The 21,304-nt window shown below is 52.5% G+C and carries 22 protein-coding genes; 15 read left to right on the forward strand and 7 right to left on the reverse strand.

The annotated features are described in order from the left end of the window. Positions 1-359: 359 nt before the first annotated feature. Complete coding sequence (locus ACO0LG_RS28435; RefSeq protein WP_423031833.1) at positions 360-1,055, reverse strand: hypothetical protein; 696 nt, start codon at positions 1,053-1,055, stop codon at positions 360-362. 4 nt (positions 1,056-1,059) lie between these two features. Further along, positions 1,060-2,094, reverse strand: coding sequence for an NADP-dependent oxidoreductase (locus ACO0LG_RS28440; protein ID WP_423031835.1), 1,035 nt, complete (start codon positions 2,092-2,094; stop codon positions 1,060-1,062). 141 nt (positions 2,095-2,235) lie between these two features. Between ACO0LG_RS28440 and ACO0LG_RS28445 the strand changes: the two genes are divergently transcribed. From ACO0LG_RS28445 to pcp, 11 genes are all read left to right on the forward strand, one after another. Then, a complete protein-coding gene (locus tag ACO0LG_RS28445; RefSeq protein ID WP_423031837.1) occupies positions 2,236-3,147 on the forward strand; it encodes a LysR family transcriptional regulator in 912 nt (303 codons plus the stop codon). 143 nt (positions 3,148-3,290) lie between these two features. Beyond that, on the forward strand, positions 3,291-4,025 hold the full coding sequence (gene ubiE / locus ACO0LG_RS28450) for a bifunctional demethylmenaquinone methyltransferase/2-methoxy-6-polyprenyl-1,4-benzoquinol methylase UbiE (RefSeq protein ID WP_422954125.1): 735 nt from the start codon (positions 3,291-3,293) through the stop codon (positions 4,023-4,025). 85 nt (positions 4,026-4,110) lie between these two features. Then, entirely contained in the window at positions 4,111-5,022 is a 912-nt protein-coding gene (locus ACO0LG_RS28455; protein WP_423031839.1) for a Tim44 domain-containing protein, read from the forward strand. A 250-nt stretch (positions 5,023-5,272) separates the two neighbouring features. Then, the gene (locus ACO0LG_RS28460) at positions 5,273-5,854 is read left to right on the forward strand and encodes a ubiquinone biosynthesis accessory factor UbiJ (RefSeq protein ID WP_423031841.1); all 582 of its coding nucleotides are present in this window, start codon (positions 5,273-5,275) and stop codon (positions 5,852-5,854) included. Continuing rightward, positions 5,851-7,416 carry a ubiquinone biosynthesis regulatory protein kinase UbiB gene (gene ubiB, locus ACO0LG_RS28465; protein WP_423031843.1) on the forward strand — a complete coding sequence of 522 codons (1,566 nt, stop codon included), beginning with the start codon at positions 5,851-5,853 and terminating at the stop codon, positions 7,414-7,416. Before ACO0LG_RS28460 ends, ubiB begins: the two co-directional genes overlap by 4 nt. Before the next feature lie 21 nt (positions 7,417-7,437). Continuing rightward, entirely contained in the window at positions 7,438-8,046 is a 609-nt protein-coding gene (locus ACO0LG_RS28470) for a methyltransferase domain-containing protein (protein ID WP_423031845.1), read from the forward strand. A 286-nt stretch (positions 8,047-8,332) separates the two neighbouring features. After that, on the forward strand, positions 8,333-9,355 hold the full coding sequence (locus ACO0LG_RS28475) for a patatin-like phospholipase family protein (protein WP_423031847.1): 1,023 nt from the start codon (positions 8,333-8,335) through the stop codon (positions 9,353-9,355). Positions 9,356-9,458: 103 nt separating this feature from the next. After that, entirely contained in the window at positions 9,459-10,808 is a 1,350-nt protein-coding gene (gene pssA / locus ACO0LG_RS28480; protein ID WP_423031849.1) for a CDP-diacylglycerol--serine O-phosphatidyltransferase, read from the forward strand. Between the two features lie 159 nt (positions 10,809-10,967). Beyond that, positions 10,968-11,711 carry a DUF969 domain-containing protein gene (locus ACO0LG_RS28485; RefSeq protein ID WP_423031851.1) on the forward strand — a complete coding sequence of 248 codons (744 nt, stop codon included), beginning with the start codon at positions 10,968-10,970 and terminating at the stop codon, positions 11,709-11,711. Then, positions 11,708-12,694 carry a DUF979 domain-containing protein gene (locus ACO0LG_RS28490; RefSeq protein WP_423031853.1) on the forward strand — a complete coding sequence of 329 codons (987 nt, stop codon included), beginning with the start codon at positions 11,708-11,710 and terminating at the stop codon, positions 12,692-12,694. Before ACO0LG_RS28485 ends, ACO0LG_RS28490 begins: the two co-directional genes overlap by 4 nt. A gap of 17 nt (positions 12,695-12,711) precedes the next feature. Then, positions 12,712-13,365 carry a pyroglutamyl-peptidase I gene (gene pcp, locus ACO0LG_RS28495; protein ID WP_423031855.1) on the forward strand — a complete coding sequence of 218 codons (654 nt, stop codon included), beginning with the start codon at positions 12,712-12,714 and terminating at the stop codon, positions 13,363-13,365. 72 nt (positions 13,366-13,437) lie between these two features. Here the strand turns inward: pcp and ACO0LG_RS28500 are convergent, their stop codons facing one another. The 5 genes from ACO0LG_RS28500 to ACO0LG_RS28520 form a co-directional block, all read right to left on the reverse strand. Then, the gene (locus tag ACO0LG_RS28500) at positions 13,438-13,761 is read right to left on the reverse strand and encodes a hypothetical protein (RefSeq protein ID WP_423031857.1); all 324 of its coding nucleotides are present in this window, start codon (positions 13,759-13,761) and stop codon (positions 13,438-13,440) included. Between the two features lie 206 nt (positions 13,762-13,967). Further along, entirely contained in the window at positions 13,968-15,011 is a 1,044-nt protein-coding gene (locus ACO0LG_RS28505) for a WD40/YVTN/BNR-like repeat-containing protein (RefSeq protein ID WP_423031859.1), read from the reverse strand. A gap of 50 nt (positions 15,012-15,061) precedes the next feature. Further along, a complete protein-coding gene (locus tag ACO0LG_RS28510; protein WP_423031861.1) occupies positions 15,062-16,480 on the reverse strand; it encodes a DUF4407 domain-containing protein in 1,419 nt (472 codons plus the stop codon). A 3-nt stretch (positions 16,481-16,483) separates the two neighbouring features. Continuing rightward, entirely contained in the window at positions 16,484-17,254 is a 771-nt protein-coding gene (locus ACO0LG_RS28515) for a LytR/AlgR family response regulator transcription factor (protein ID WP_423031863.1), read from the reverse strand. Beyond that, the gene (locus ACO0LG_RS28520) at positions 17,247-18,500 is read right to left on the reverse strand and encodes a sensor histidine kinase (RefSeq protein ID WP_423031865.1); all 1,254 of its coding nucleotides are present in this window, start codon (positions 18,498-18,500) and stop codon (positions 17,247-17,249) included. Before ACO0LG_RS28520 ends, ACO0LG_RS28515 begins: the two co-directional genes overlap by 8 nt. Before the next feature lie 239 nt (positions 18,501-18,739). Here ACO0LG_RS28520 and ACO0LG_RS28525 point away from each other — a divergent pair, with 239 nt between their 5' ends. From ACO0LG_RS28525 to ACO0LG_RS28540, 4 genes are all read left to right on the forward strand, one after another. Continuing rightward, positions 18,740-19,075, forward strand: a complete 336-nt coding sequence (locus ACO0LG_RS28525; RefSeq protein WP_423031867.1) for a PadR family transcriptional regulator — start codon at positions 18,740-18,742, stop codon at positions 19,073-19,075. Next, positions 19,072-20,046, forward strand: coding sequence for a hypothetical protein (locus ACO0LG_RS28530; RefSeq protein WP_423031869.1), 975 nt, complete (start codon positions 19,072-19,074; stop codon positions 20,044-20,046). The genes ACO0LG_RS28525 and ACO0LG_RS28530 overlap by 4 nt, the downstream gene beginning before the upstream one ends. A gap of 66 nt (positions 20,047-20,112) precedes the next feature. Then, the gene (locus ACO0LG_RS28535; RefSeq protein ID WP_423031871.1) at positions 20,113-20,727 is read left to right on the forward strand and encodes a DUF4337 domain-containing protein; all 615 of its coding nucleotides are present in this window, start codon (positions 20,113-20,115) and stop codon (positions 20,725-20,727) included. 132 nt (positions 20,728-20,859) lie between these two features. After that, positions 20,860-21,304 (forward strand): hypothetical protein (locus tag ACO0LG_RS28540; protein WP_423031873.1); only part of this gene is annotated, 445 nt, incomplete at its 3' end.

Raw genomic sequence — 21,304 nt, forward strand, 5'->3', positions numbered from 1 at the left:
TTCTGAATTCGTTTTTTAACTACCTGCATACACTATTTAAGATTGCAGGCCGGTGGTAGACCTGCGGCTACATACCTTTTTGCTTCGCCAAAAAGGTATGCCAAAAAGGCGACCCAGGCGTCGCTGCCCCCTGAAGGGGGGCCCCTTTGCAGCAAGTCAAAAAATGGGAAGATCCGAAACTCGCTTCGCTCAGACAGCGGCTCTTCTTTTTCCATTTTCTGCCTTGCAGCAAAGGCATTGACACATAGGAACTGCAAAATTCAAAATCAACCCCAACTTCAAAATCGCTGTTAATAAGATTACTGTTTTTGTGAAATTTTAGTTTCTACGTAATTGTTCGCGCATACAGAGCTGACAACTTACTCCAAATCCGCCTTATCAAGATAAATAGTCCCTTTCACCCCAGCCCGCTTATCCACCTTAGCCTGCAAGACCTGCAAAAACTCCGCATCTGTCGCAGCCTGCAATCCCGTCTTCTTCACCATCACATCCGCCATCGTCGCAGCCGCAGGCACACTGATCGCCAGCACATGATCAAAGTCAGGCCTGCTATCGATTTCCTTCAACATGAAGCGTTGCGAGCCATTGCCTATCTGATGATAAACAACCTGCCTGCTCTCACGCATTTGCGGCGATAGCTGGCGGAAGATCAGGGTTTTTTCTACGACTACCCGCACATTCTTGTATTCGGTTTTACCACCCTGTTCAAAATGCCCAAGCACGATATTCGCTTTGAACTGTTTCAGTGGCAGCTTGCTGTCTGCGGCCAGCCTGGCGATCTCGAATTGTTCTGGGTCCATGGTCCACAAGACCAGTTTTTGTTCCAGTCTGGCTTTGATGGCCTTATCCAGTTGTTGATCAAGGCAGCGTATCTGCAGGACGACCTGGTAATCATGCGGTGCATGGAACATCGGCAGGTGCGAGACATACATGCCTTCGCTGTTGCCGAACAGGAGCATGCCGTGCACGCCCAAGGTGGGGCCGTGCTTGCTTTCGGCATGAGCGCTGAAGATGCAACAAAAGCTGAGCAGGAATAAAGATAGCAGGCGTCTCATTGTTTTATACCTTCACCAGCAATTTGCCGCGATGCTCGCCTGTGAATAATGAATTCAATGCCTTCGGTAATTGCTCAAAGCCATCAATGATGGTTTCTTCAAATACCAGCTCACCCGCCTTGACCCAGGGGGAGACGATGGCCAGCATTTCATCCATGCGATGCAGGTAATCGCGCGCCAGTATGCCCTGTATGGTGGCGCGCTGGTAGAGCACGTGTTGCAGCAGGCGCGGGCCCATTTCCGGCACGTCGAGGCCGCCGTTGTACTGGCTGATCTGGCCGCAGATGATGATGCGGGCGCGGCGTTTGATGATGGGAAGGATGGCGTCGGTGACCATGCCGCCTACATTGTCGAAATACACATCGACACCGCCTGTGAGTTTGAATATCTCCTGGCTCAGTGTTTCGTCATTGCTGAAGCTTTTGTAATCAAGCGCCCAGTCAGCGCCCAGCTTGTCCTTCAGCCAAGCGCATTTTTCTGCACCACCGGCGATGCCCAATACTTTGGCGCCATGGCGTTTGGCGAATTGCACCACCAGTGAGCCTACTGCACCAGCTGCGCCAGACACGACGACGACTTCACCTGCATGTGGCTTGCCTGCCTCGGTCAGGCCAAACCAGGCGGTGCGGCCCGGCATGCCGAGTACGCCCAGCGCTGTGGAGACTGGGGCAATGGTAGGGTCGATTTTGGTCAGTGCGCTGACATGCACGCGCGCATGGCTTTGCCAGCCTGTCATGCCGAATACCCAGTCACCGGCTTTGAGGCTGGCGGCATTCGATGCCAGCACCTGGCCAACCACGCCAGCGGCCTGCACGGTGTTGAGCGGGTGTGGTTCCGGGTTATAGGTGGGTTTGGATGACTGGTTGATGCGCATGTAAGGATCTACGCTGATGTAGCGGGCAGCAATTAATACTTCGTCGCGGTCCAGGGAGGTATCGAGGGGCTGGCTGCGCAATGCATAGTGTTCATCGCTGACGATACCTGTGGGATGGCGGCTGTATATCCATTGCTGGTGTACGACATTTTCAATGTTGGTCATGGTGATATCGGAGATATAAGTAGATGAGGAAAAAGATGCTTACATCTTAGAACTGATAAAATGTCTCGTAAAGCAATATAAATTCACTTTTAATGTCCAAATTGGAAATTTAAACGAAAAGCCTACAGAAGCCTACATAAGATGAACCTCATCGACATCAAAATCTTTGCCTGCGTAGCAAGACAGCCATCGCTGGGAGCAGCGGCGCTGGAATTGCACCTGACGCCTTCTGCCATTTCCAAGGCCTTGCGCAGGCTGGAGGGCGATCTGGATACGGTCTTGTTTGATCGTTCTGCGAAGCAACTCAGCCTGAATGCCAGCGGCAAGCGCATGCTGGACTTTGCACGCAATATGCTGTCCATGGCTGACCAGGCCAAGGCTGATGTGCGTGGTGACGATGCCAGCATCAGTTGCCGCGTGGTTGGCCCGGCCATATTGCTGTGGAGGCATGCAGAGCAACTGGCACAAGCCATGGCAGCTTACCCGGCGGCAGACATGCATTTGCTCAGCATGTATGAAGAAGATGCCCTCGCAGCATTAGCCAGAGGCGAGGCCAGTCATGCCCTGGTCACCAGCGAAGTCTTGCATGGCCGCACTGCGCACTGGTCGGCGGACTTGGCCAGTGCTTCGCTGGGTATGTTAAAGCTGCAACTGCTGGCGGGCAGGCAGCATCCCTTGCTGGCCGATGCTGTTGGCCAGCAAGAGCAGAGTTTCACCAGTTCACAGGTGCTGGTCCATGATTTTGTCAGCCCGGCGCGCTCCTTGTTTTGTGGCAAACAACGTGGCAAGCATTCTGATGGCTGGCGTGATGACCAGTTCCCGCGCCGCATCGCTTACTGGATAGATGATTTGCAATTGCTGCTGGCCATGGTCAGGTCTGGCAAGGCGCTGGCGTACCTGCCTGACTTTGCCCTTGACGATGCTGACCTGGTTCGCCTGGAGGTGACGGACTGCGGTTTCCAATGCGTGGAAGAAGTGCACCTGGTCTGGAATACCAGAAATGCGGCGCAGTGGCAGCAGGCGGTGGTAAGGGTGCTGACAGGGGGCGCGTGATTTTTTTAAAGCGGGTCGGGAAATTTGCAGTGGTTGAGATACAATCCGTTACATAACAGGATGAATGTCAGCCAACGGAAATTTCTACAACCGTCAGAAAACCGTGATAATTCAGGATTCTTGAAGAAAACAGGGCAGATACCATGAGCAATACCACCCATTTTGGTTACACCACCGTAGAAGAAGACCAAAAGGTCCATAAGGTTGCCGAGGTTTTTCATTCCGTCGCCGCCAAATATGATGTCATGAATGACATGATGTCGGCTGGCTTGCACAGGGTATGGAAGATTTTCACGGTCGCCCAGGCGGGTGTGCGCCCTGGCTTCAAGGTACTCGATATTGCCGGTGGTACGGGTGATCTGACTAAGGAATTCGTGCGCCAGGCGGGCAAGACCGGTGAGGTCTGGCATACCGATATTAATGAATCCATGCTCAGGGTAGGGCGTGACCGCCTCTTGAATAAGGGCCTGATCACCCCCACCTTGTTATGCGACGCAGAAAAATTACCCTTCCAGGATAATTACTTTGACAGAGTGACCGTGGCGTTTGGTTTGCGCAATATGACACACAAGGATCAGGCACTGGCAGAAATGCAGCGTGTACTGAAGCCGGGTGGCAAATTGCTGGTGCTGGAATTTTCCAAGGTACCAGAAATCCTGCAAAAACCTTATGACCTGTATTCTTTCAAGGTCTTGCCCTGGATGGGGCAAAAGATAGCTGGCGATGCTGACAGCTACAAGTACCTGGCTGAATCGATACGCATGCATCCTGATCAGGAAACCCTGAAAACGATGATGGAAACAGCAGGGCTCGATAGCGTGCAATATTTTAATTTGACGGCAGGTGTGGCCGCTTTACACACTGGTATCAAGTACTGAAAACTTGATACTGAAGTAAGTGATGAAGTAAGTGATGAAGTAAATGAGTTTTGTAGCAAACCTTGAAACAAACAGGAGTCGAATGATGAAAAAGTTTCTGATCGCCATGCTCGTCGTAGCCAGTACGATGACAATGACAGTGTTTGACGCAGAAGCCAAGCGTCTCGGTGGTGGCGGCTCTATCGGTCGTCAATCCAATAATGTAACGCGCCAGGCGACACCGCCTGCACCAGGCAATGCTGCCAGGCCGGCCGCAGCACCTGCGCCTGCTGCTGGTGCGCCTGCGGTAGCTGCACCTAAACCAGGCATCCCCTGGAAGGGTATTGCCGGTGGTTTGATCGGCGGTGCATTGCTGGGTGCAGCCTTGTCGCATTTTGGCCTGGGTGGTGCTGCTGCCAGCATGCTGGGTAGCTTGCTGACCTTTGCCCTGATCGGCTTTGCGATTTTCTTCGTGATCCGTCTGTTCCGTAACAAGAATGGTCAAAACACGGGCAATAGTTTTAATCAGCCAGCGTTTGCCGGTGCAGCACCACTTTCGCCAGTAACACCGCAACCTATGGCTTTCCAAAACAATGCGCCGGCTTCTTCAGGCGGCAATGCTGACAACAATGCCACCTGGACTATTCCGGCTGACTTTGATGTGCCAGGCTTCCTGCGTAATGCAAAAAGCTATTTCATCCGCCTGCAAGCTGCTTGGGACAAGGCTGACATCAATGATTTGCGTGAATTCACGACAGCAGAAATGTATGCAGAACTGAAATTGCAAATTCAGGAACGCGGTGCATCTTCCAATGTCACCGATGTCGTGACTTTGAATGCAGATATGCTGGGTGTGGAAACCGTAGGCGCTGATTATCTGGCAAGTATCAAGTTCACAGGCATGATCAAGGAATCTGCCACGGCACCGGCAGAAGCCTTCAATGAAGTATGGAATTTGTCCAAGCCAGTCAATGGTCAGGGTGGTTGGGTATTGGCTGGTATCCAGCAAATGTCATGACGGACTCACGCAAAACCGCTCCAGCGGCCTTACAGCGCCTAGCCGTACAATTGTACTGTCGTCGGCGCTGCAAGATTGCTGGAACAATTTTGCGAGACTGCTAAAGTTTTGATGCCGCGCAGCGATGCTCGTTGCGATAAGCTGTTAAACTGGAACCGCCCTGCAATTGCTGGGCGGTTTTTTATTTGCAGGACTATTTTGGCATGCGTGTTGAGATGCCCAGGTGTTTTGCAATTGCCCTGATTTGATCATGATCCCCATCGCACCTTTCGTAACTTTTATCAATCACCTGCTGGCGCAAGAAAGCTGGGCTAAAAACAAGCTTTTGCCACATGCCGGTAAAATTGCCTGTATAGACTTGCAAACCATGCAGTTGCGCCTCAAAGTGGCGCCAGATGGCTTGCTCGAAAACGCCACCGCCGATGAGGTGGCGCAAGTCACCATTTACGTCAAACTTAGCGACTTGCCGCTGATCGCACAAAACCGTGAGCGTGCCTTTTCGTATGTCAAAATAGAAGGCGATGCAGACTTTGCCAATACCATTTCCAACCTTAGCCAGAACCTGCGCTGGGAAGCAGAAGAAGATTTGAGCAAGCTGTTTGGTGATGTCGCAGCAGTACGCATGGTTGGCTTTGCCAAAGGCCTGCATAAGACTGCATTGGAAACCCATCAAAAAATCCAGGAAAACCTGGCTGAATATTTTTTAGAAGAAAATCCCATGCTGGTCCGGCCCCAGGCCCTGCAGGGCTTTAGTACCGAAGTCAACAAGACGCGGGATGATGTCGAGCGTCTTGTCAAGCGCATCGAAAAACTGGAAAGGATGCGCGGATGATATTGAAGTTTCTCAGGCTGGCGAAGATCATACGTATCGCCATTAAGTATGGCATCGACGAAATCGCGATTTCCGGTCTGTCCGTGCCACGTACGGCACGTCTGATCGATACCGTCATATTCTGGCGCGATATCTCGGCACCCCGTGGTGAACGCCTGCGTAAAGCGCTGGAAGAACTGGGCCCCATCTTCGTCAAGTTTGGCCAGGTATTATCAACCCGGCGTGACCTCATGCCGCCCGATATTGCGGATGAACTGACGCACCTGCAAGACCGCGTCCCTTCATTCGACCCTGACCTGGCAATCGCACAGATCAAGAAATCCCTGGGCTCGCACCCTGATCAGTTATTCGCCAGTTTTGAGCGCGTGCCAGTCGCTTCTGCGTCTATCGCGCAGGTGCATTTCGCCACATTAAAAGATGGCCGCGAAGTTGCCGTCAAGGTGCTGCGCCCTGGCATGAAAGAAGCCATTGATGATGACGTGGCTCTCATGCAGATTGCTGCTGGCTGGCTGGAGGCGCTGTGGGCAGATGGCAAACGTCTCAAAGCCAAGGAAGTCGTGGCCGAGTTTGACAAGTATCTGCACGATGAACTTGACCTCATGCGCGAAGCCGCCAATGGCAGCCAGTTGCGCCGCAATTTTGCCGACTCGGATTTGCTGATGGTGCCAGAGATGCACTGGGATTATTGCTCGTCCTCGGTCATTGTCATGGAACGCATGCAGGGCATACCGATTTCACAACTGGATAAACTGCGTGAAGCCGGGGTTGATTTGCAAAAGCTGTCGCGCGATGGTGTGACCATTTTCTTTACTCAGGTATTTCGCGATGGTTTTTTCCATGCCGATATGCACCCCGGTAATATCCTGGTATCGACCGCGCCAGCGACTCTTGGTCGTTATATCGCGCTGGACTTTGGTATCGTCGGTACGCTCAATGATTTCGACAAGGATTATCTGTCGCAAAACTTTTTGGCTTTCTTCCAGCGCGACTATAAGCGCGTGGCAGAGGCGCATATAGAATCAGGCTGGGCACCCAAAGAGACGCGTGTCGATGAGCTTGAGGCAGCAGTACGCGCCTGTTGTGAACCCATCTTTGACCGCCCATTGAAAGATATTTCCTTCGGCCAGGTCTTGCTGCGCCTGTTTCAGACTTCACGCCGTTTCAATGTGGAAGTACAACCGCAACTGGTGCTGCTGCAAAAAACCTTGCTGAATATTGAAGGCCTGGGCCGTCAGTTGGATCCTGACCTGGATTTGTGGAAAACCGCCAAACCTTATCTGGAGCGCTGGATGAGCGAGCAGGTAGGCTGGCGCGGCCTGATAGAAAAACTCAAGGCTGAAGCACCGCGCTACAGCCATATCTTCCCGCAATTGCCGCGCCTTGCACATCAGGCCCTGACACGCGCTGCTGAACCCCGGCATAGCGATGAGATGTTGATGGCGCTATTGTCAGAGCAAAGACGCACCAACCGCCTGTTACGCACTATCGTGTATTTTGGAGCGGGTTTGTTCTCTGGCGTGGTGGTGGCGCAATTACTGTTACATTTTTATTTCAAAATCTGACGTGTTAATTCATACAGAAGCATGGCTGATTTCATAAACCGTGACCCGCGCAATCCGCAATTCTGGGACGAGCGTTTTGAAAAAAACTTCATTCCTTGGGATAAGGGCAATGCGCCCGCTGAATTGCAGGTTTTTATGCTGGCTGCGCCTCAGGCCATGAATACGCTGATTCCAGGTTGTGGCAACGGCTATGAAGCCGCCTTTCTGGCGGAGGCAGGCTGGCCTGTGGTCGCCATCGATTTTTCGCCTGCTGCCGTGCGCAGTGCGCAGGCAGCGATAGGCGAGTGGGGCAAGCATGTTATCGAGGCCGATTTTTTTGCCTACACGCCAGCGCAGCCGCTAGGCCTGATTTATGAACGCGCCTTCTTTTGCGCATTACCACCTGCGATGCGGACCGATATTGTCAAACGCTGGGCTGCACTGTTACCCACAGGCACTTTGCTGGCCGGGTATTTTTTCTTTGATGATGCGCCAGACGCCTCGCTCAAGGGGCCGCCGTTTACCGTACACAGTGCTGCATTTCGTGAATTGATGTCGCCGTATTTTGACTTGCTCGAAGAGCGTACTGTCATTGATTCCATACCCGTGTTTGCGGGTAAGGAGAAGTGGCAGGTTTGGCGGCGCCTGTAATATCGTAATCGCGTTTGGGTTAATCGTAGGTTGGGCTAGGGTGTAGGTTGGGCTACGCTTCATCAGCCCAACACTCGGCCTTTGCAAATGTTTACGTGATTTAAATACCGAGTGTTGGGCTGATACCCCGTAGCCTAGCGAGGCCCGGCCCAACCTACGAAGTTAACGCGCTCAATACTCACAGGCACACCCCTTGCTTGCCATTCCCTCACACTGACCACGTCATAAGCCGGTCACCTCTATGCTTCACTCTCCCTCATGGCATCTGCCTCTTGAAAGGGAATCAATGAATAAAACAGTCACACTGGCATTGCAAGGCGGTGGTTCGCATGGCGCACTGACCTGGGGCGTGCTGGATCGCTTGCTCGAAGATGGACGTGTCAGCATAGAGGCAATCAGTGGTGCAAGTGCTGGCGCCATGAATGCCGTGGCGCTGGCGCATGGTTATCTTGATGGCGGGGCTGATGGTGCCAGGCAGGCGTTGAAAAAATTCTGGGATAGCGTCGCCAGCAGTTCTCCGTTCAGCGCGCCTCTTGACGAATATGCGCTGACGGCAGATATCGCAGCGCAGTCTGAACTGCCAGCCGCCATGAAACATCTGTTTGCCTGGACACGGTTCTTTTCACCCAGCCAGCTCAATCCTTTTGACATCAACCCCTTGCGCGACATTTTGGCGGCGCAGATCGATTTCCAGCGATTGCGCGAGCAACCGGGCATAGAACTTTTTATTGCCACTACGCAAGTCAGTACCGGTACATTGAAACTGTTCCGCAACCGCCAGATGAGCCTGGATGTCTTGCTGGCGTCTGCCTGTCTGCCCATGGTGCACAGGGCGGTGGAAATAGAGGGGGAGGCATACTGGGATGGCGGCCTGACTGCCAACCCGCCTTTATTCCCCTTGGTACATAAATGCAATGCCCGCGACATCATTGCCATTCTGTTGCATGCCCAGCCCAGGGCGCAAGTGCCTACATCCTCCAATGAAATCTGGCAACGCCTGACCGAGATGGGTTTCAGTTCTACCTTCCATACTAAATTGCAGGGCTTGCTACTGGCCAAGCGTGAAGCCGACCGTGGCTGGCTGACCTGGGGCCGGCTGGAACGCCGCCTGCGCAAGCTTAACCTGCATGTGATTGCCGCACCTGAACTCATGAGCCAGTTGAGCAGCCATAGCAAACTGAATGCACAGGCAACATTTTTGCATAGCCTGCATGCAGAAGGGCGGGCCAGGGCGCAAGTCTGGCTGGATCAGCATTTTGAGCAACTGGGGCAACAATCCAGCTTCAGGATGGCGCAGTTGTTTCGTTAGCGTCTGTTAATACTTCGCTGCTGCCTCGTTAGCGGGTTTTTTGTATCTGGCTATGGACTAGTGTTACCATCATCAGGTTTTCACTGGTATTCATTAGACAGACATGCGCCTATTCAAGTCCGCTTCCGACCTTACGCATCTAAATGGCATTCCCCTGCAGGCAGATGACGTCTATACGCTACATACCGCAGCAGATTACCGGATCACCTTGCTGACCAGAATTGCCCAGGCAAAACACAGGATTTATTTATGCAGCCTGTACCTGCAAAATGATGAAGCTGGCGCAGAGATTTTGCAGGCACTTTATGATGCCAAGGCTGCCCGCCCTGAGCTCGACATTGCGGTGATGGTGGACTGGCACCGTGCACAACGCGGCTTGATTGGTGCCGCAAAAAGTGGCGGCAATGCAGCCTGGTATCAAGAGATCAGCAAGGCCAATGCCTATACTGTGCCGCTGTATGGCATACCCGTGCAGACGCGTGAACTCTTTGGCGTGCTGCACCTCAAGGGCTTTGTCATCGATGATGAAGTCATCTACAGCGGTGCCAGCCTGAATAATGTGTATCTGCACAAGCAAGATAAATACCGTCATGACCGCTATCTGCTGATCCACAACAAAGTGCTGGCCAACAGCATGGTGCAATTTATCCGCGAGCATTTATTATCTGCCGCCGCCGTGCACCGGCTGGATATGCCGGAGATACCCGCTACCCGCAGCATACGCCGTGAAATCAAGCTATTCAGGAGTAAGCTGAAAAGCGCCCGCTATGACTGCAATGTAGTGGAACAAGAACATGACAGGCATGGCCTGAGCGTGACGCCGCTGGTGGGCGTAGGTAAAAATAATCCTTTGAATAAAGTCATTTGCCAATTGTTGGCCGCCAGCAAGACGCAGATCACCATCTGCACGCCTTATTTTAATTTCCCGCTCGCTGTCACGCGTGAAATCAATCGCGCGCTGAAGCGCGGCGTGCGTATCTGCATCATCGTTGGCGACAAAACTGCCAATGACTTCTTTATCCTTCCAGAGGAGCCTTTTAAAGTCATTGCTGCCCTGCCTTATCTGTACGAGGTTAACTTGCGCCGCTTTGCCAAATCCCACCAGGCAGAAATCACCAGCCAGCAATTGCAACTGCGTCTGTGGAAGGATGACGACAATACGTATCACCTGAAAGGTATGTGGATAGACCAGGATTATGCGCTTATGACAGGCAATAACCTGAACCCGCGCGCCTTCCGCCTTGACCTGGAAAATGCCTTGCTGATTCATGATCCGCAACATGAATTGCAGCAGCAAAGACAGGACGAGTTGAGCAGCATCATGGAGAAGACGACAGTCATTTCACATTACCGTGAGCTGGAAAAGAATACGGATTATCCTGATCCCGTGCGCAAGTTGCTGGGACGGCTTAGTGGCACGCGGCTGGACAGGTTGGCTTACAGGGTTTTGTAGAAAAATTTATTTAAAGATACGCGCCGGGTTCTTTTATTCTCTTTGTTCTCCTCTGTGACATCTCTGTGTCTCCGTGTCTCTGTGTTGAGAGGTCTTAGCAGTTTTTATCAAGGGAATATGTTCGGCCAGATACTATAAAAAAACAAAACAGGAGACCGCATGAACCTGGCATTATTACTGCCACTGATAGGCATACCTCTGGTCGTCATCGGCTTTGCGCTGCGCTTCAATCCCTTGCTCGTTGTTACCGTCGCCGGTCTCGGCACAGGCTTTGCTGTCGGCATGGATGTCATGAGCCTGCTGGAAACCTTCGGTGAAAAATTTCTCAATAGCAGGCAACTCACCAGTTCATTATTGATACTACCCATCATCGGTTTGCTGGAACACTTTGGCTTGCGTGAACGCGCCCAGCAATGGGTGGCGAGCATACGCAGCGCAACGACGGGCCGTATCCTCATGCTGTACTTTGTCGTACGTGAAGCCAGCGCCGCCATGGGTTTGCTGAGCCTGGGCGGGCAGGCGCAGACTGTGCGGCCTTTGCTGTCGCCAATGGCCGAAGGTGCCGCCAGCAATTTGCATGGCGACTTTCCACCTGCGATACGCGACCGCATCGCTGCCCATGCTGCGGCATGCGATAACGTCGCCCTGTTCTTTGGGGAGGATATCTTCATCGCCTTTGGTGCCGTGCTGCTGATGACTGCCTTCCTCAAGGAGAATGGTATCAATGGCATTGAACCACTGGCGATAGGTATCTGGGGCATACCAACGGCATTGTGTGCCTTGCTGATACACCTGTTTCGCCTGTCGCGGCTGGATGCCAGCATTGCCAAAGACGTTGCGGCCTGGCAGAAGACTACTCAGGCAAATCAGGAAGACCAGACCAATGCCGCGGTGAACGCATGAACACCCTGGTCAGCATTAATCTGGTTCTTTATCTCATCGGCGTCATCGTCATGCTGGTGGCTTTCATGACGCTGCGCGATACCAGTAACCCGCGCCGTATCACCACGGCCTTGTTCTGGTTCCTGTTCGGCTTCAGCTTTTTGTTTGGTGACCTCATGCTGGCAACGCTGGGCAAGCCGTTGACTTACCGTATCGTTGGCATCACGGTTTTGTTGATGGCAGCACTGGCGGGCGCGAATTTGCTGGGCATGGGCAACCATGTGGATCATGACAGGCCAGCGCGCCTGCAAATCGCCAGCAAGCTGGGCAACCGCATCTTTATCCCTGCGCTGGCGATCCCCATTGTTACGGTCATATTGACAGTAGTCGTGAAAGACTTCCAATTTGGTGGTTGGTTTTTGCTGGATCAAAAAAACCTGACCCTGACTGCGCTTTGCATAGCCTGTCTCTGCGCGCTGTGCCTGGCTTGCCTGTACACCCGTGACACGCCACTGCAAGCCGTACGTGAGTCGCGGCGTCTGGTGGATACGATAGGCTGGGCGCTGATCCTTCCACAAATGCTGGCTATGCTGGGTGGCGTGTTTGTTGCTGCCAAGACGGGGCAGTCGATACAGGACATCGTCACACTCTTTATCAACCCCGACAGCCGCCTGACCCTGGTCATCATGTATTGCACAGGTATGGCCTTGTTCACTATGATCATGGGCAATGCTTTTGCAGCCTTCCCCGTCATGACTGCTGGTATCGCTCTGCCATTCCTGATCAACCAGCATCATGCCAACCCGGCGGCTCTGGTGGCGATAGGCATGTTCTCTGGCTACTGCGGCACGCTGATGACACCGATGGCCGCCAACTTCAATATCGTCCCTGCGGCCTTATTGGAGTTGCAAGACAAGTATCAAGTGATTAAAGTGCAGATACCGACAGCCCTGCTGGTGCTGACCTGCAATATCGTATTGATATATTTCTTTGTCTTTCCTTGAATGGCCTGGAGGCTGGCATGAAACGCATTTTACTAACGGGCTTTGATCCCTTTGGCGGCGAGCAAAGCAATCCCTCATGGGAAGTGGTGCGCAGGTTGGATGGCTTGCTCATCGGCGACAACCATCAGATTGTCAGCGCGCGTTTGCCCTGCGAATTTGTGAATTCATTGCAGATACTGGAGGCCGCTGTCAGGCAACATCATCCCGCTATCGTGATTGGTGTAGGTCAGGCCGGTGGTCGTGCCGACATCAGCCTCGAACGCATCGCCATCAATGTTGATGATGCCCGCATACCCGACAATGTCGGTGTGCAACCTGTGGACGTGCCTGTCATAGAAGGCGGCCCTGCCGCCTATTTCACCAGTCTGCCCATCAAGGCAATAGCGCAAGAATTACACCTGAGCGGCATACCCGCATCCGTATCACAGACTGCTGGCACCTTTGTCTGCAACCATGTGTTTTATGGCCTCATGCACATAGCAAGCGGGACGAACAGCGGCATACAAAGAGCAGGCTTCATCCACATCCCCTATTTGCCTGAGCAGGCAGTGGCGCATGCAGGAGCAGCCAGCATGCCGCTGGAAATGCTGAAGACAGCGGTCTTGAAAGTGCTGGAAAGTGTGTTGAAAACGGACAAGGATTTACGTATCGCCGGTGGAGCGACTCATTAGGACTTGCCGCGAAGCTCCAACGGCGGTGTAACTTGGCGTTTTCTAGCCTGGTACTAAAAAGAGGGAAATGCCTTAACGCAATTTCGGCATGTCAGACCGTTTGCCTTGTAAGCCTTCTGCTTCCAGATTCTTGTCGGCCTCACTATCAACACACACTTGCGTGTCATTGACTGTTTTGTTTCTGGACTTGGCCGTAGAATCGGTCTTCTCGGCTGGCAAGTTTTTCTCTACTTTTTTGACCAGCACTTCAGCCGCAGGTGCGTAAGGGCGGAAGTAGGAAATCAGTTGCGCATCCAGATTGGATACAGCCAAAGGTGCAGCGCTGGCCGATAGCATCATACCCAGCATGCAAACGGTGAGGCACAGTTTGATCAGCAAGTTCAGTCTCGTTTTCATTTTTATATCCCTTTTTACGACAGCGCAGCTTTTGCAGAACGACAGTCTGGCAGAATCAATTGCAAAGAACGTGCCAGCGCATAAAGCCAATACGAATGCCAATTTCAGTATGGCATGTGCTGCAAATTCAGCAGCAGACTGTCCGCTATTGCACACTACCCGGACACACCGGACACTGCGGACACTTTGGTATTTATTAATCAATATTATTTTGACACGTAATTAAATTTCATGAGCAAACCTTTGGGTCCGACTGCCCAGCCGTTTTTGGCGTTGGCAAAGGCCACGGCATTGACCGGAGTTTTATCCAGCACCTTCCAGGTCTTGCCAGCATCATGTGAGATACCCGAACCTGCCAGGCCTGCTGCGACATAGGTTTTTGCGGAACCTGGAACAGTGACGATGACAGACATGAAGCCTTGCGGCAATACCTGGGCTGGCTGCCAGGTCTGGCCGCCGTCCTCAGTACGTGTACCGTTGAGGCTATTAAGTTGCGGGAGTTTGTAATCCCCACCTACTGCCATGCCATTTTTTTCATCCAGAAAAGCCACCGAGAACGCACCTTTGCTGGCTGCATTGGCAGGCAAGGGTAAAGTTGCGGCTGACCAGCTGATGCCACCATCTGCACTGGCAAATGCCCGCGCCTGGCTGGCACCGCCCGTGACTATCCAGGCATGCTGGTTGCCATAAGTGGCCACACAGGTGCCGCTGGCGGCAAATGCGCCTTCGTTGGGGAGTGCAGTCAAGCCGGGGTGTTTGTTTTCCTGCCAGTTCAGGCCGCCGTCTGACGTCACCATGATCTGGAACAGGCCATCGACAGGGTCGCCAAACAAGATGCCCTGTTTGGCGTCAGAAAAGGAGATGGCATCCCAGAAGCCGGTCTTGGCTTCATTGGTTTTCAGCAATTGCCAACTGTTGCCACCATCTCTGGTTTCATATAGGCGCGACAGGGCACCTGGCCCTGCGCTCATAATGATCGCATGTTTGGCATCAAAAGCATGGATGTCACGAAAGTCCAGGCCTTCTGCGCCTGCTACCTCTATCGCGTGCCAGTGTTCACCATCGGTAGTGCGCAGGACTGTGGCCTTGGCACCGCTGGCCCAGGCGATCTTGGGGCTGACGACAGACAGGCCGCGCAATTCAACTTCAGTGCCACTGGTTTGTGGCACCCAGGCATCGGCAGCATTGGCTGCATAGGCGGTATTTAATATACTGAACAGGATTGCATAGCTGATACGAGCAAGTTTCATGAGGAGATGAACCAGGAATAATCGTGACGCTATTGTAATCCTTGCATTCCTTATTTATTCGCCAGCAGGCGTAAAAAATTCGCATTCATGGTGTTCAGGGTTTCTTGCAACAAAGACCGCAAGCCTGATGGGACATTGCTGGAACTCAGCTCTGCCTGTTGCTCCAGTTGCCGCATTTGCCTTATGGTCGCCAGTGCAGCTGCAGTGATGCCATCGTCCGCTTGCAGGGCCGCACGTTCACCCTTGAGTGCCGTCATCTCGCGCAATTGCCCCACTTCAATTTGCTCCCGGCGCAAAGTGAAGTTGCTGCTGATGTCAACCTTGAGCAAATGTTCATCCGCGTTCAGCCTGGCGTCGACATCGGTATGGCTGGTGAACTTGACGATAATGGCGACCAGCTCTATCGTCAAAAACCACAACAGCCACCAGATGAATTGCAGACGCCTGTGCATGTCGTTTTGCAGCATGTCCCAGGTGGCAGCGAAGTCGGCAGCAAAACCTGCATGGGATGCTGCCTGTATATGCTCAGTCTGGATTTTTTCCAGTGATTGCGCGTCGGCCCTGGCTTTGCTGGCGATGGCATTGGCCTCATGACGTTCTTCTGCGACTTGCGCCTTCTCGACCAGTTTTTCTTTACGCCAGGCGATCAACGTCGTGTTGATGTCTTGCTCTTGCCGCAGGCATCTGGCTTTGGCAGCGTTGATGCGGTTTTGTGCGGCGCTGATTTTTTGTTCCAGCAGGACGGTCTGCTCAGGCAAAGCTATCGTCATGGCTTTGCGCCAGTTGGCAATCTGACCGTTGGTGCGGCGTTCCTCGGTTTTTGCCTGCTCACGCAGGGTCTGCAATTGCTGGCGCATCTCTGCCATGTGCGGTGGTTCGCTGTGCAGTTTATCTTCTGCCTTTTGCAGTTTGTCATCCAGCGCTGCCACGTCCTGTTGAAGCGTGGGCAAGCCGGTTGCGAGTTGCGCGCTTTGCAGGTTTTGGATCAGACGAGTGCGTTCCAGTTCGCCAGTCTTTACTGTGATCTCAGCCCGGTTGCTATCGACAAAAAAAGGGTAGACCATGGTAATTGCAGATAAGAGTGCCAGCAGGCTGCGCCAGAACAGGCCCATGCTCTTTGCCCGCCAACCGGCATCTGATTGTATCGACATGATCATCTGCCGCTCCAGGCACCACTGGAATACCGCCCACAGGCAACCAGCGATAATGGCACCGGTGCTGCTGACATTTACCATACTGGCCAGCATGTGCGCCATGCCATAACCGGCAAACACGGCAAAGAAAATCACCAGCGCACCCATGCCAAAGTACTTGTGGCGGCCACGCGCATACAGGTAATTGCCATTGCTGTCTTGTGCATCCAGCACCTTGAGGCTAACTGCGGCCGACAGAGCTAGCAAGGACTTGGCTGCGTTTACCAGTGCATGTGCCAACGCCGCCATAAAAGTATGTTCATTGAGAGTGCGCATGTTTTACATATTCCTGAACAAGACCATGAATGGCTGGCTGACACTCAGCATTTCTGGTCTGGTCTTGAGTTTGACCAGGCCTTTACCACTATCGTCGCGGCTGATGGACGCAATCGCACGCAGGTTGACAATGGTGGAGCGGTGTATCTGTTTGAACATGCTGTTGTCCAGCACCTGCAGCAATTCGCGTATGGGTTTTCGCAGCAGTGATTCACCCTCAGCGGTCATGACCACCGTGTATTTGCTGTCAGCCTGGAAGTAGGCAATATCATCGACCATGATGAGCCGGGTTTCATTACCCACGCTGGCGGTGATCCACACCAGCGGCGCAGGTTTGGGCATGTCTGCCGGTCCGCCGCTGAGCTGGCGTACCAGTGTGCTGATGGCCTGCAAATCAGCCGTGCCAGTCAGTGCACGCATCTGCAGACGTTTGACTGTGGCGAGCAACCTGTCCTGGGTAATCGGCTTCAGCAGGTAATCGACTGCACCTTTTTCAAAGGCATCAATCGCATACTGGTTATAGGCAGTGACAAATACGATCTGGCTTTGAGGACTGACTTCTGTCATGGCGGCTGCCACTTCCAGGCCACTCAGACCCGGCATACGTATATCGAGGAACACCACATCTGGCTGGTGCATGGCAATGGCTTCCAGCGCACTGCCGCCATCATCGCAGGCAGCGGCGATTTCCAGATCTGGCCAGGCCAGGCTCAGTTGTTGCAACAAGGCTTCACGCAACAAACTCTCATCTTCGGCGACAACGCACTTAGGCATGTTGTTCTCCTTTGTTGACGACGACAGGTACTGTGATGGTCGCAGCAACTCCGCTGGGGAAATTACCGACCAGCACAAAACTTGCCGCATTGCCATGCGCCAGGCGCAGGCGTTCACGCACATTCTTCAAGCCTATGCCTGTGCCGCCAATTTCTGCCCCCAGGCCATTACCATCATCAGCCACAGTGACGGCGACATTGCCTTCATGCTGTCTGGCGATGATCCATATCGTGCCGCCTCCAGTTTTGGGTTCCAAGCCGTGTTTGATGGCGTTTTCGACCAGGGTTTGCAACATCATCATAGGGAAAGGCAGGGCCTTCAATTCTGGCGGCACTTGTATTTGTATGTTCAAGCGTGTGCCCATGCGTATTTTCATGATGTCGAGATACGCGATGGATCTTTCCAGTTCTTCACCTACGGTAGAGGCAGTATCTTCGGTCCGTGGCAGGGAGTGGCGCAAGTAGGTAATCAGGTTCCCCAGCATCTGGTCAGCCGCTGCCGGATCAGCGCGTGTCAATAATTGCGCGCTGGCCAGGGTGTTGTACAGGAAGTGCGGTTCTACCTGGGCGTGCAGCAAGTTCAGTTTGGCGACCGTCAATTCTTTTTCGGTCACAGATTGCGCTGCGCTGGCTTTTTCCTTTCGCCTGCGTTCTGCAATACGGCGGGTGATGGCGCGGGTGATGGCTTCTGCATTTTCCAGGTTGGTGCCATTATCGACCAGGAAAAAATCTGTCCAGGCTGGGCGTTCAGGTTCACAAATCAGGGTCAGGCTGCCTATGCCATCACCAGGCGCTATGGTGGCGAGTATCTGGTTGCGCTTGGTCGTCAGAAAATCGAGTACCTTCAATTCATCAATGAAGTTAGCCTGGTAAGGGTCTATGCGCTTGATCTTGGCGCGTATTTGCAGGCTGTCCCTAGCGCTCTCGGTATCTTCGGCACCTGGCAGTTCGCGGATGGCGGCATCGACCAGTTCAAAAGCTTCACTGGCTTCCAGCGGGATTTCTATCTGTCGGCGCTGACGGTTGGCCAGCGTATTGGTATCGACCTTGCTGGCAATCAAGCGCACCCGGCGCACATGCGAGAAACTGATGCCCATGACCAGGGCCACAAGGCTGAAAGGGATGAGGATAAACTCTCCCGGCATGTGGTTCCTGAAAATGCCATTCACGATCAAGATCGTCGTGAACAGGATCAGCAGTCCCCAGCCAAAACTGGCACGTAAGATAAACCAGATAGTCGTGAACATGATTATTTCCTTCTTATTTGCGATTGCTGCCAAGAATAATTGCCTGCGCGGCTTTCGTCTCGCATTTTCCGACGAAAGCAAAAAAAATCTGATGAATACGGGAAACACTGGATCAAAGCTGGCGCAGCGTGGTCGCAGGGTTGATCGCAAAGGCCATAAATAGTGCTTGTATTTTTACTGTGTGGCGCATAGTATTATGCTGTGTGTGACACAGTATTGGCAACAAAGGAATAAAAGACATGTCTGAAGACAGGCTGGACAAAATGCGACTGGAATTGCGGCGCGGGGCGCTGGTGCTGGCTGTGCTGGGGTCATTGCGACAGGCGCAGTATGGCTATTCCCTGCGCAAAGCCTTGCTCGATCATGGGCTGGATATAGATGAGGGCACTTTGTATCCCCTGGTCCGGCGGCTCGCTGACCAGGGTTTGCTGGACAGTGAGTGGCAGCAGGGTGAGGGCCGCGAGAGGCGTTATTACACGCTGTCGCAAGAAGGTACTGAATTGCTGCAAAAACTTACGCAGGAATGGCAAGCCTTGAATGGTACGCTGACGACTATTTTGGAGACAGGACAATGACTCTGCTGCAAAAATACATACATGCGGTGAAACAAGTATTGCCGCTGGCCCAAAGAGAAGACATAGGTCGTGAATTGCAGGCCAACATTCTTGATCAGCTTGATGCCCTCCAGGAGCAAACCGGCAGGGAGGCAACCGAACAAGAAGTCGCCCGCATATTGGAAAAGCTGGGTCATCCTGCACAGGTTGCAGCGCGTTATATACCTGTCACACCTCTGGTCAGCAGTGAGTTGATGCCCTCCTACAAGCTGGTCACCAACTATGCATTGGGGATTGCGCTGTTGTTGCAAACATTGAAAAGTGGCACTGTGTTTTTACAGGCAGAGCATGACAAGATATGGCAGGCATTGATGCAATTAATTGCCGGATTTTTTGATCAGGCAACGATGATTTTTACCTCAGTGACAATTGCGTTTTATCTGGTTTCCAAAAGCGGTATGTTGCCTATTTGGGGCAACAACAGGAACTGGCGGGCACAGGACTTGTCTGAGCAAGAGTATGACTGGCAAAATATACGTGGCAGTGACGTCCTCACGGATTTATCTTCATGTGGTTTTATCTTGCTGCTGATCTGGCATGCATCATGGATGTCTGAAGCCAGCCTGCAACAACTGCGGGTAGATTTTTCGCCATCCATGGCAAGCTACTTGCCATGGATGAGCGTACTGCTATTATTTTCCATCGCATTTTGCATCTGGTGCGCGGTCCAGCCTGTATGGAGTAAACTGAAATTGCAATTGAATATAGTGCAAAACGTCTTGTATGCTGCCTTGTTTTTCTTGTTCAGCCAGCTTGATGCGGTGATACATAACATAGGTTGGCCAGCCATCCTGGATTTGCAAAGGCTGGATCGTGGCATACGCCTGGCTTGTCTTGCTTATGCCTTGTACTTGCTGTATGAGTGTGTTCGCGATGGACGCCGTTTTCTGCAACTCGGCAACAGGTCGACCGATGTCAGTCCGACTGAGTAAGCATGGTAAATAAACCTGATAAATTTTTGGTTTTTAATTTTTTAGAGTAACTTCAGAAAGCAATATATGGATATTGATCCCGTGGAAACCGTAGAGCAATTAACCGAGCAACAGGAAGAAGCCAAACAAAACAAGGCGACCAACCAGTTGAACATCTGGGTTGCCATCACGGTCGCTTTGCTGGCAACCTTTATGGGCATATGCAAGGTCAAGGACGACAATATCGTCCAGGCCATGCAGCAATCGCAGGCCAACAAGATAGATCATTGGGCGTTTTACCAGGCCAGGAATATGCGGGAAGAACTGGCTAAATCAACAGAATTGCAATTGCGCCTGGCCTCCAAAAATGTGCCTGTTGAGCAGAAGGCAGAATATCAGGCGGCAATAGACAGTTATGTGAAGCTCGGCAAAGAGCAGCATGACAAAAAGGAAGAATTGAAAAAGCAGGCAGAGCAAGACCAGGTTGATTATGATAACGCCAATTACAAAGATGACCAGTTCGACTTGTCAGATGCCTTGCTGGCGATTGCCATCTCCTTGTTGGCAGTGACTGCCCTGACCAAACAGCGCTGGCTGTATTTTGTGACGCTGGTGCCTACCGGGTTTGGTGTGCTGATGGGGCTCGCCGGGTTGATGGGGTGGCATATTCACCCAACCGCGCTGGTGGCTTTGTTGTCTTGAAATATCTGGGAAAGACGCGGGAGCCAGACGAGTAAATTTCAATTTTTAAAGTTGATATTATGCTATTGTCTTTGAGGTTTGTTGGCGGGTATTTCATGCATCCTGCTTATCAATCTCTTTGAGTACATGCGCGTGCAAAAGCATATCAACATCAGTATCAACACACACGACACGCCGTGCCATCAAAATGGCATGGCTTATCTTGGTTTGCTATTGAATGTGGCCTTATTGTCGATCGCTGCGCTCGCCACCATGCAAGTACACAGTCTTATGCAAAGACGTGCTGCAGAAGATGACTTGCTTTTTATCGGGCAACAATACCAGCAAGCCTTGTTAAGCTATGCCAGTGCATCACCACCCGGCGCGCTGCGCGCTCCGGCCACACTCAATGACCTGTTGCGCGACCCGCGTTACCCCATGCCGCGGCGCCATATACGTCAACTATACCTTGACCCCATCACCTTGCAGGCAGACTGGAGTTTGATATTATCGCCAGATGGAAAAGGCATCATCGGTATGTATAGCAAGTCTGAGCGTGCACCGATAAAACTTGCCCAGTTTCCTGTCACCTTGAAGG

Origin of the sequence: Undibacterium sp. Ji42W, assembly GCF_049340405.1 — a bacterium.
Taxonomy (GTDB): Bacteria; Pseudomonadota; Gammaproteobacteria; order Burkholderiales; family Burkholderiaceae_D; genus Undibacterium.

Coding starts and splice junctions, on each gene's coding strand:
- ACO0LG_RS28440 (WP_423031835.1), bottom strand. CDS start 2,094: ATGACCAACATTGAAAATGTCGTACACCAGCAATGGATATACAGCCGC.
- ACO0LG_RS28455 (WP_423031839.1), top strand. CDS start 4,111: ATGAAAAAGTTTCTGATCGCCATGCTCGTCGTAGCCAGTACGATGACA.
- ubiE (WP_422954125.1), top strand. CDS start 3,291: ATGAGCAATACCACCCATTTTGGTTACACCACCGTAGAAGAAGACCAA.
- ubiB (WP_423031843.1), top strand. CDS start 5,851: ATGATATTGAAGTTTCTCAGGCTGGCGAAGATCATACGTATCGCCATT.
- ACO0LG_RS28525 (WP_423031867.1), top strand. CDS start 18,740: ATGTCTGAAGACAGGCTGGACAAAATGCGACTGGAATTGCGGCGCGGG.
- ACO0LG_RS28470 (WP_423031845.1), top strand. CDS start 7,438: ATGGCTGATTTCATAAACCGTGACCCGCGCAATCCGCAATTCTGGGAC.
- ACO0LG_RS28520 (WP_423031865.1), bottom strand. CDS start 18,500: ATGTTCACGACTATCTGGTTTATCTTACGTGCCAGTTTTGGCTGGGGA.
- ACO0LG_RS28485 (WP_423031851.1), top strand. CDS start 10,968: ATGAACCTGGCATTATTACTGCCACTGATAGGCATACCTCTGGTCGTC.
- ACO0LG_RS28475 (WP_423031847.1), top strand. CDS start 8,333: ATGAATAAAACAGTCACACTGGCATTGCAAGGCGGTGGTTCGCATGGC.
- pssA (WP_423031849.1), top strand. CDS start 9,459: ATGCGCCTATTCAAGTCCGCTTCCGACCTTACGCATCTAAATGGCATT.
- ACO0LG_RS28505 (WP_423031859.1), bottom strand. CDS start 15,011: ATGAAACTTGCTCGTATCAGCTATGCAATCCTGTTCAGTATATTAAAT.
- pcp (WP_423031855.1), top strand. CDS start 12,712: ATGAAACGCATTTTACTAACGGGCTTTGATCCCTTTGGCGGCGAGCAA.
- ACO0LG_RS28435 (WP_423031833.1), bottom strand. CDS start 1,055: ATGAGACGCCTGCTATCTTTATTCCTGCTCAGCTTTTGTTGCATCTTC.
- ACO0LG_RS28510 (WP_423031861.1), bottom strand. CDS start 16,480: ATGCGCACTCTCAATGAACATACTTTTATGGCGGCGTTGGCACATGCA.
- ACO0LG_RS28515 (WP_423031863.1), bottom strand. CDS start 17,254: ATGCCTAAGTGCGTTGTCGCCGAAGATGAGAGTTTGTTGCGTGAAGCC.
- ACO0LG_RS28530 (WP_423031869.1), top strand. CDS start 19,072: ATGACTCTGCTGCAAAAATACATACATGCGGTGAAACAAGTATTGCCG.
- ACO0LG_RS28445 (WP_423031837.1), top strand. CDS start 2,236: ATGAACCTCATCGACATCAAAATCTTTGCCTGCGTAGCAAGACAGCCA.
- ACO0LG_RS28460 (WP_423031841.1), top strand. CDS start 5,273: ATGATCCCCATCGCACCTTTCGTAACTTTTATCAATCACCTGCTGGCG.
- ACO0LG_RS28490 (WP_423031853.1), top strand. CDS start 11,708: ATGAACACCCTGGTCAGCATTAATCTGGTTCTTTATCTCATCGGCGTC.
- ACO0LG_RS28500 (WP_423031857.1), bottom strand. CDS start 13,761: ATGAAAACGAGACTGAACTTGCTGATCAAACTGTGCCTCACCGTTTGC.
- ACO0LG_RS28535 (WP_423031871.1), top strand. CDS start 20,113: ATGGATATTGATCCCGTGGAAACCGTAGAGCAATTAACCGAGCAACAG.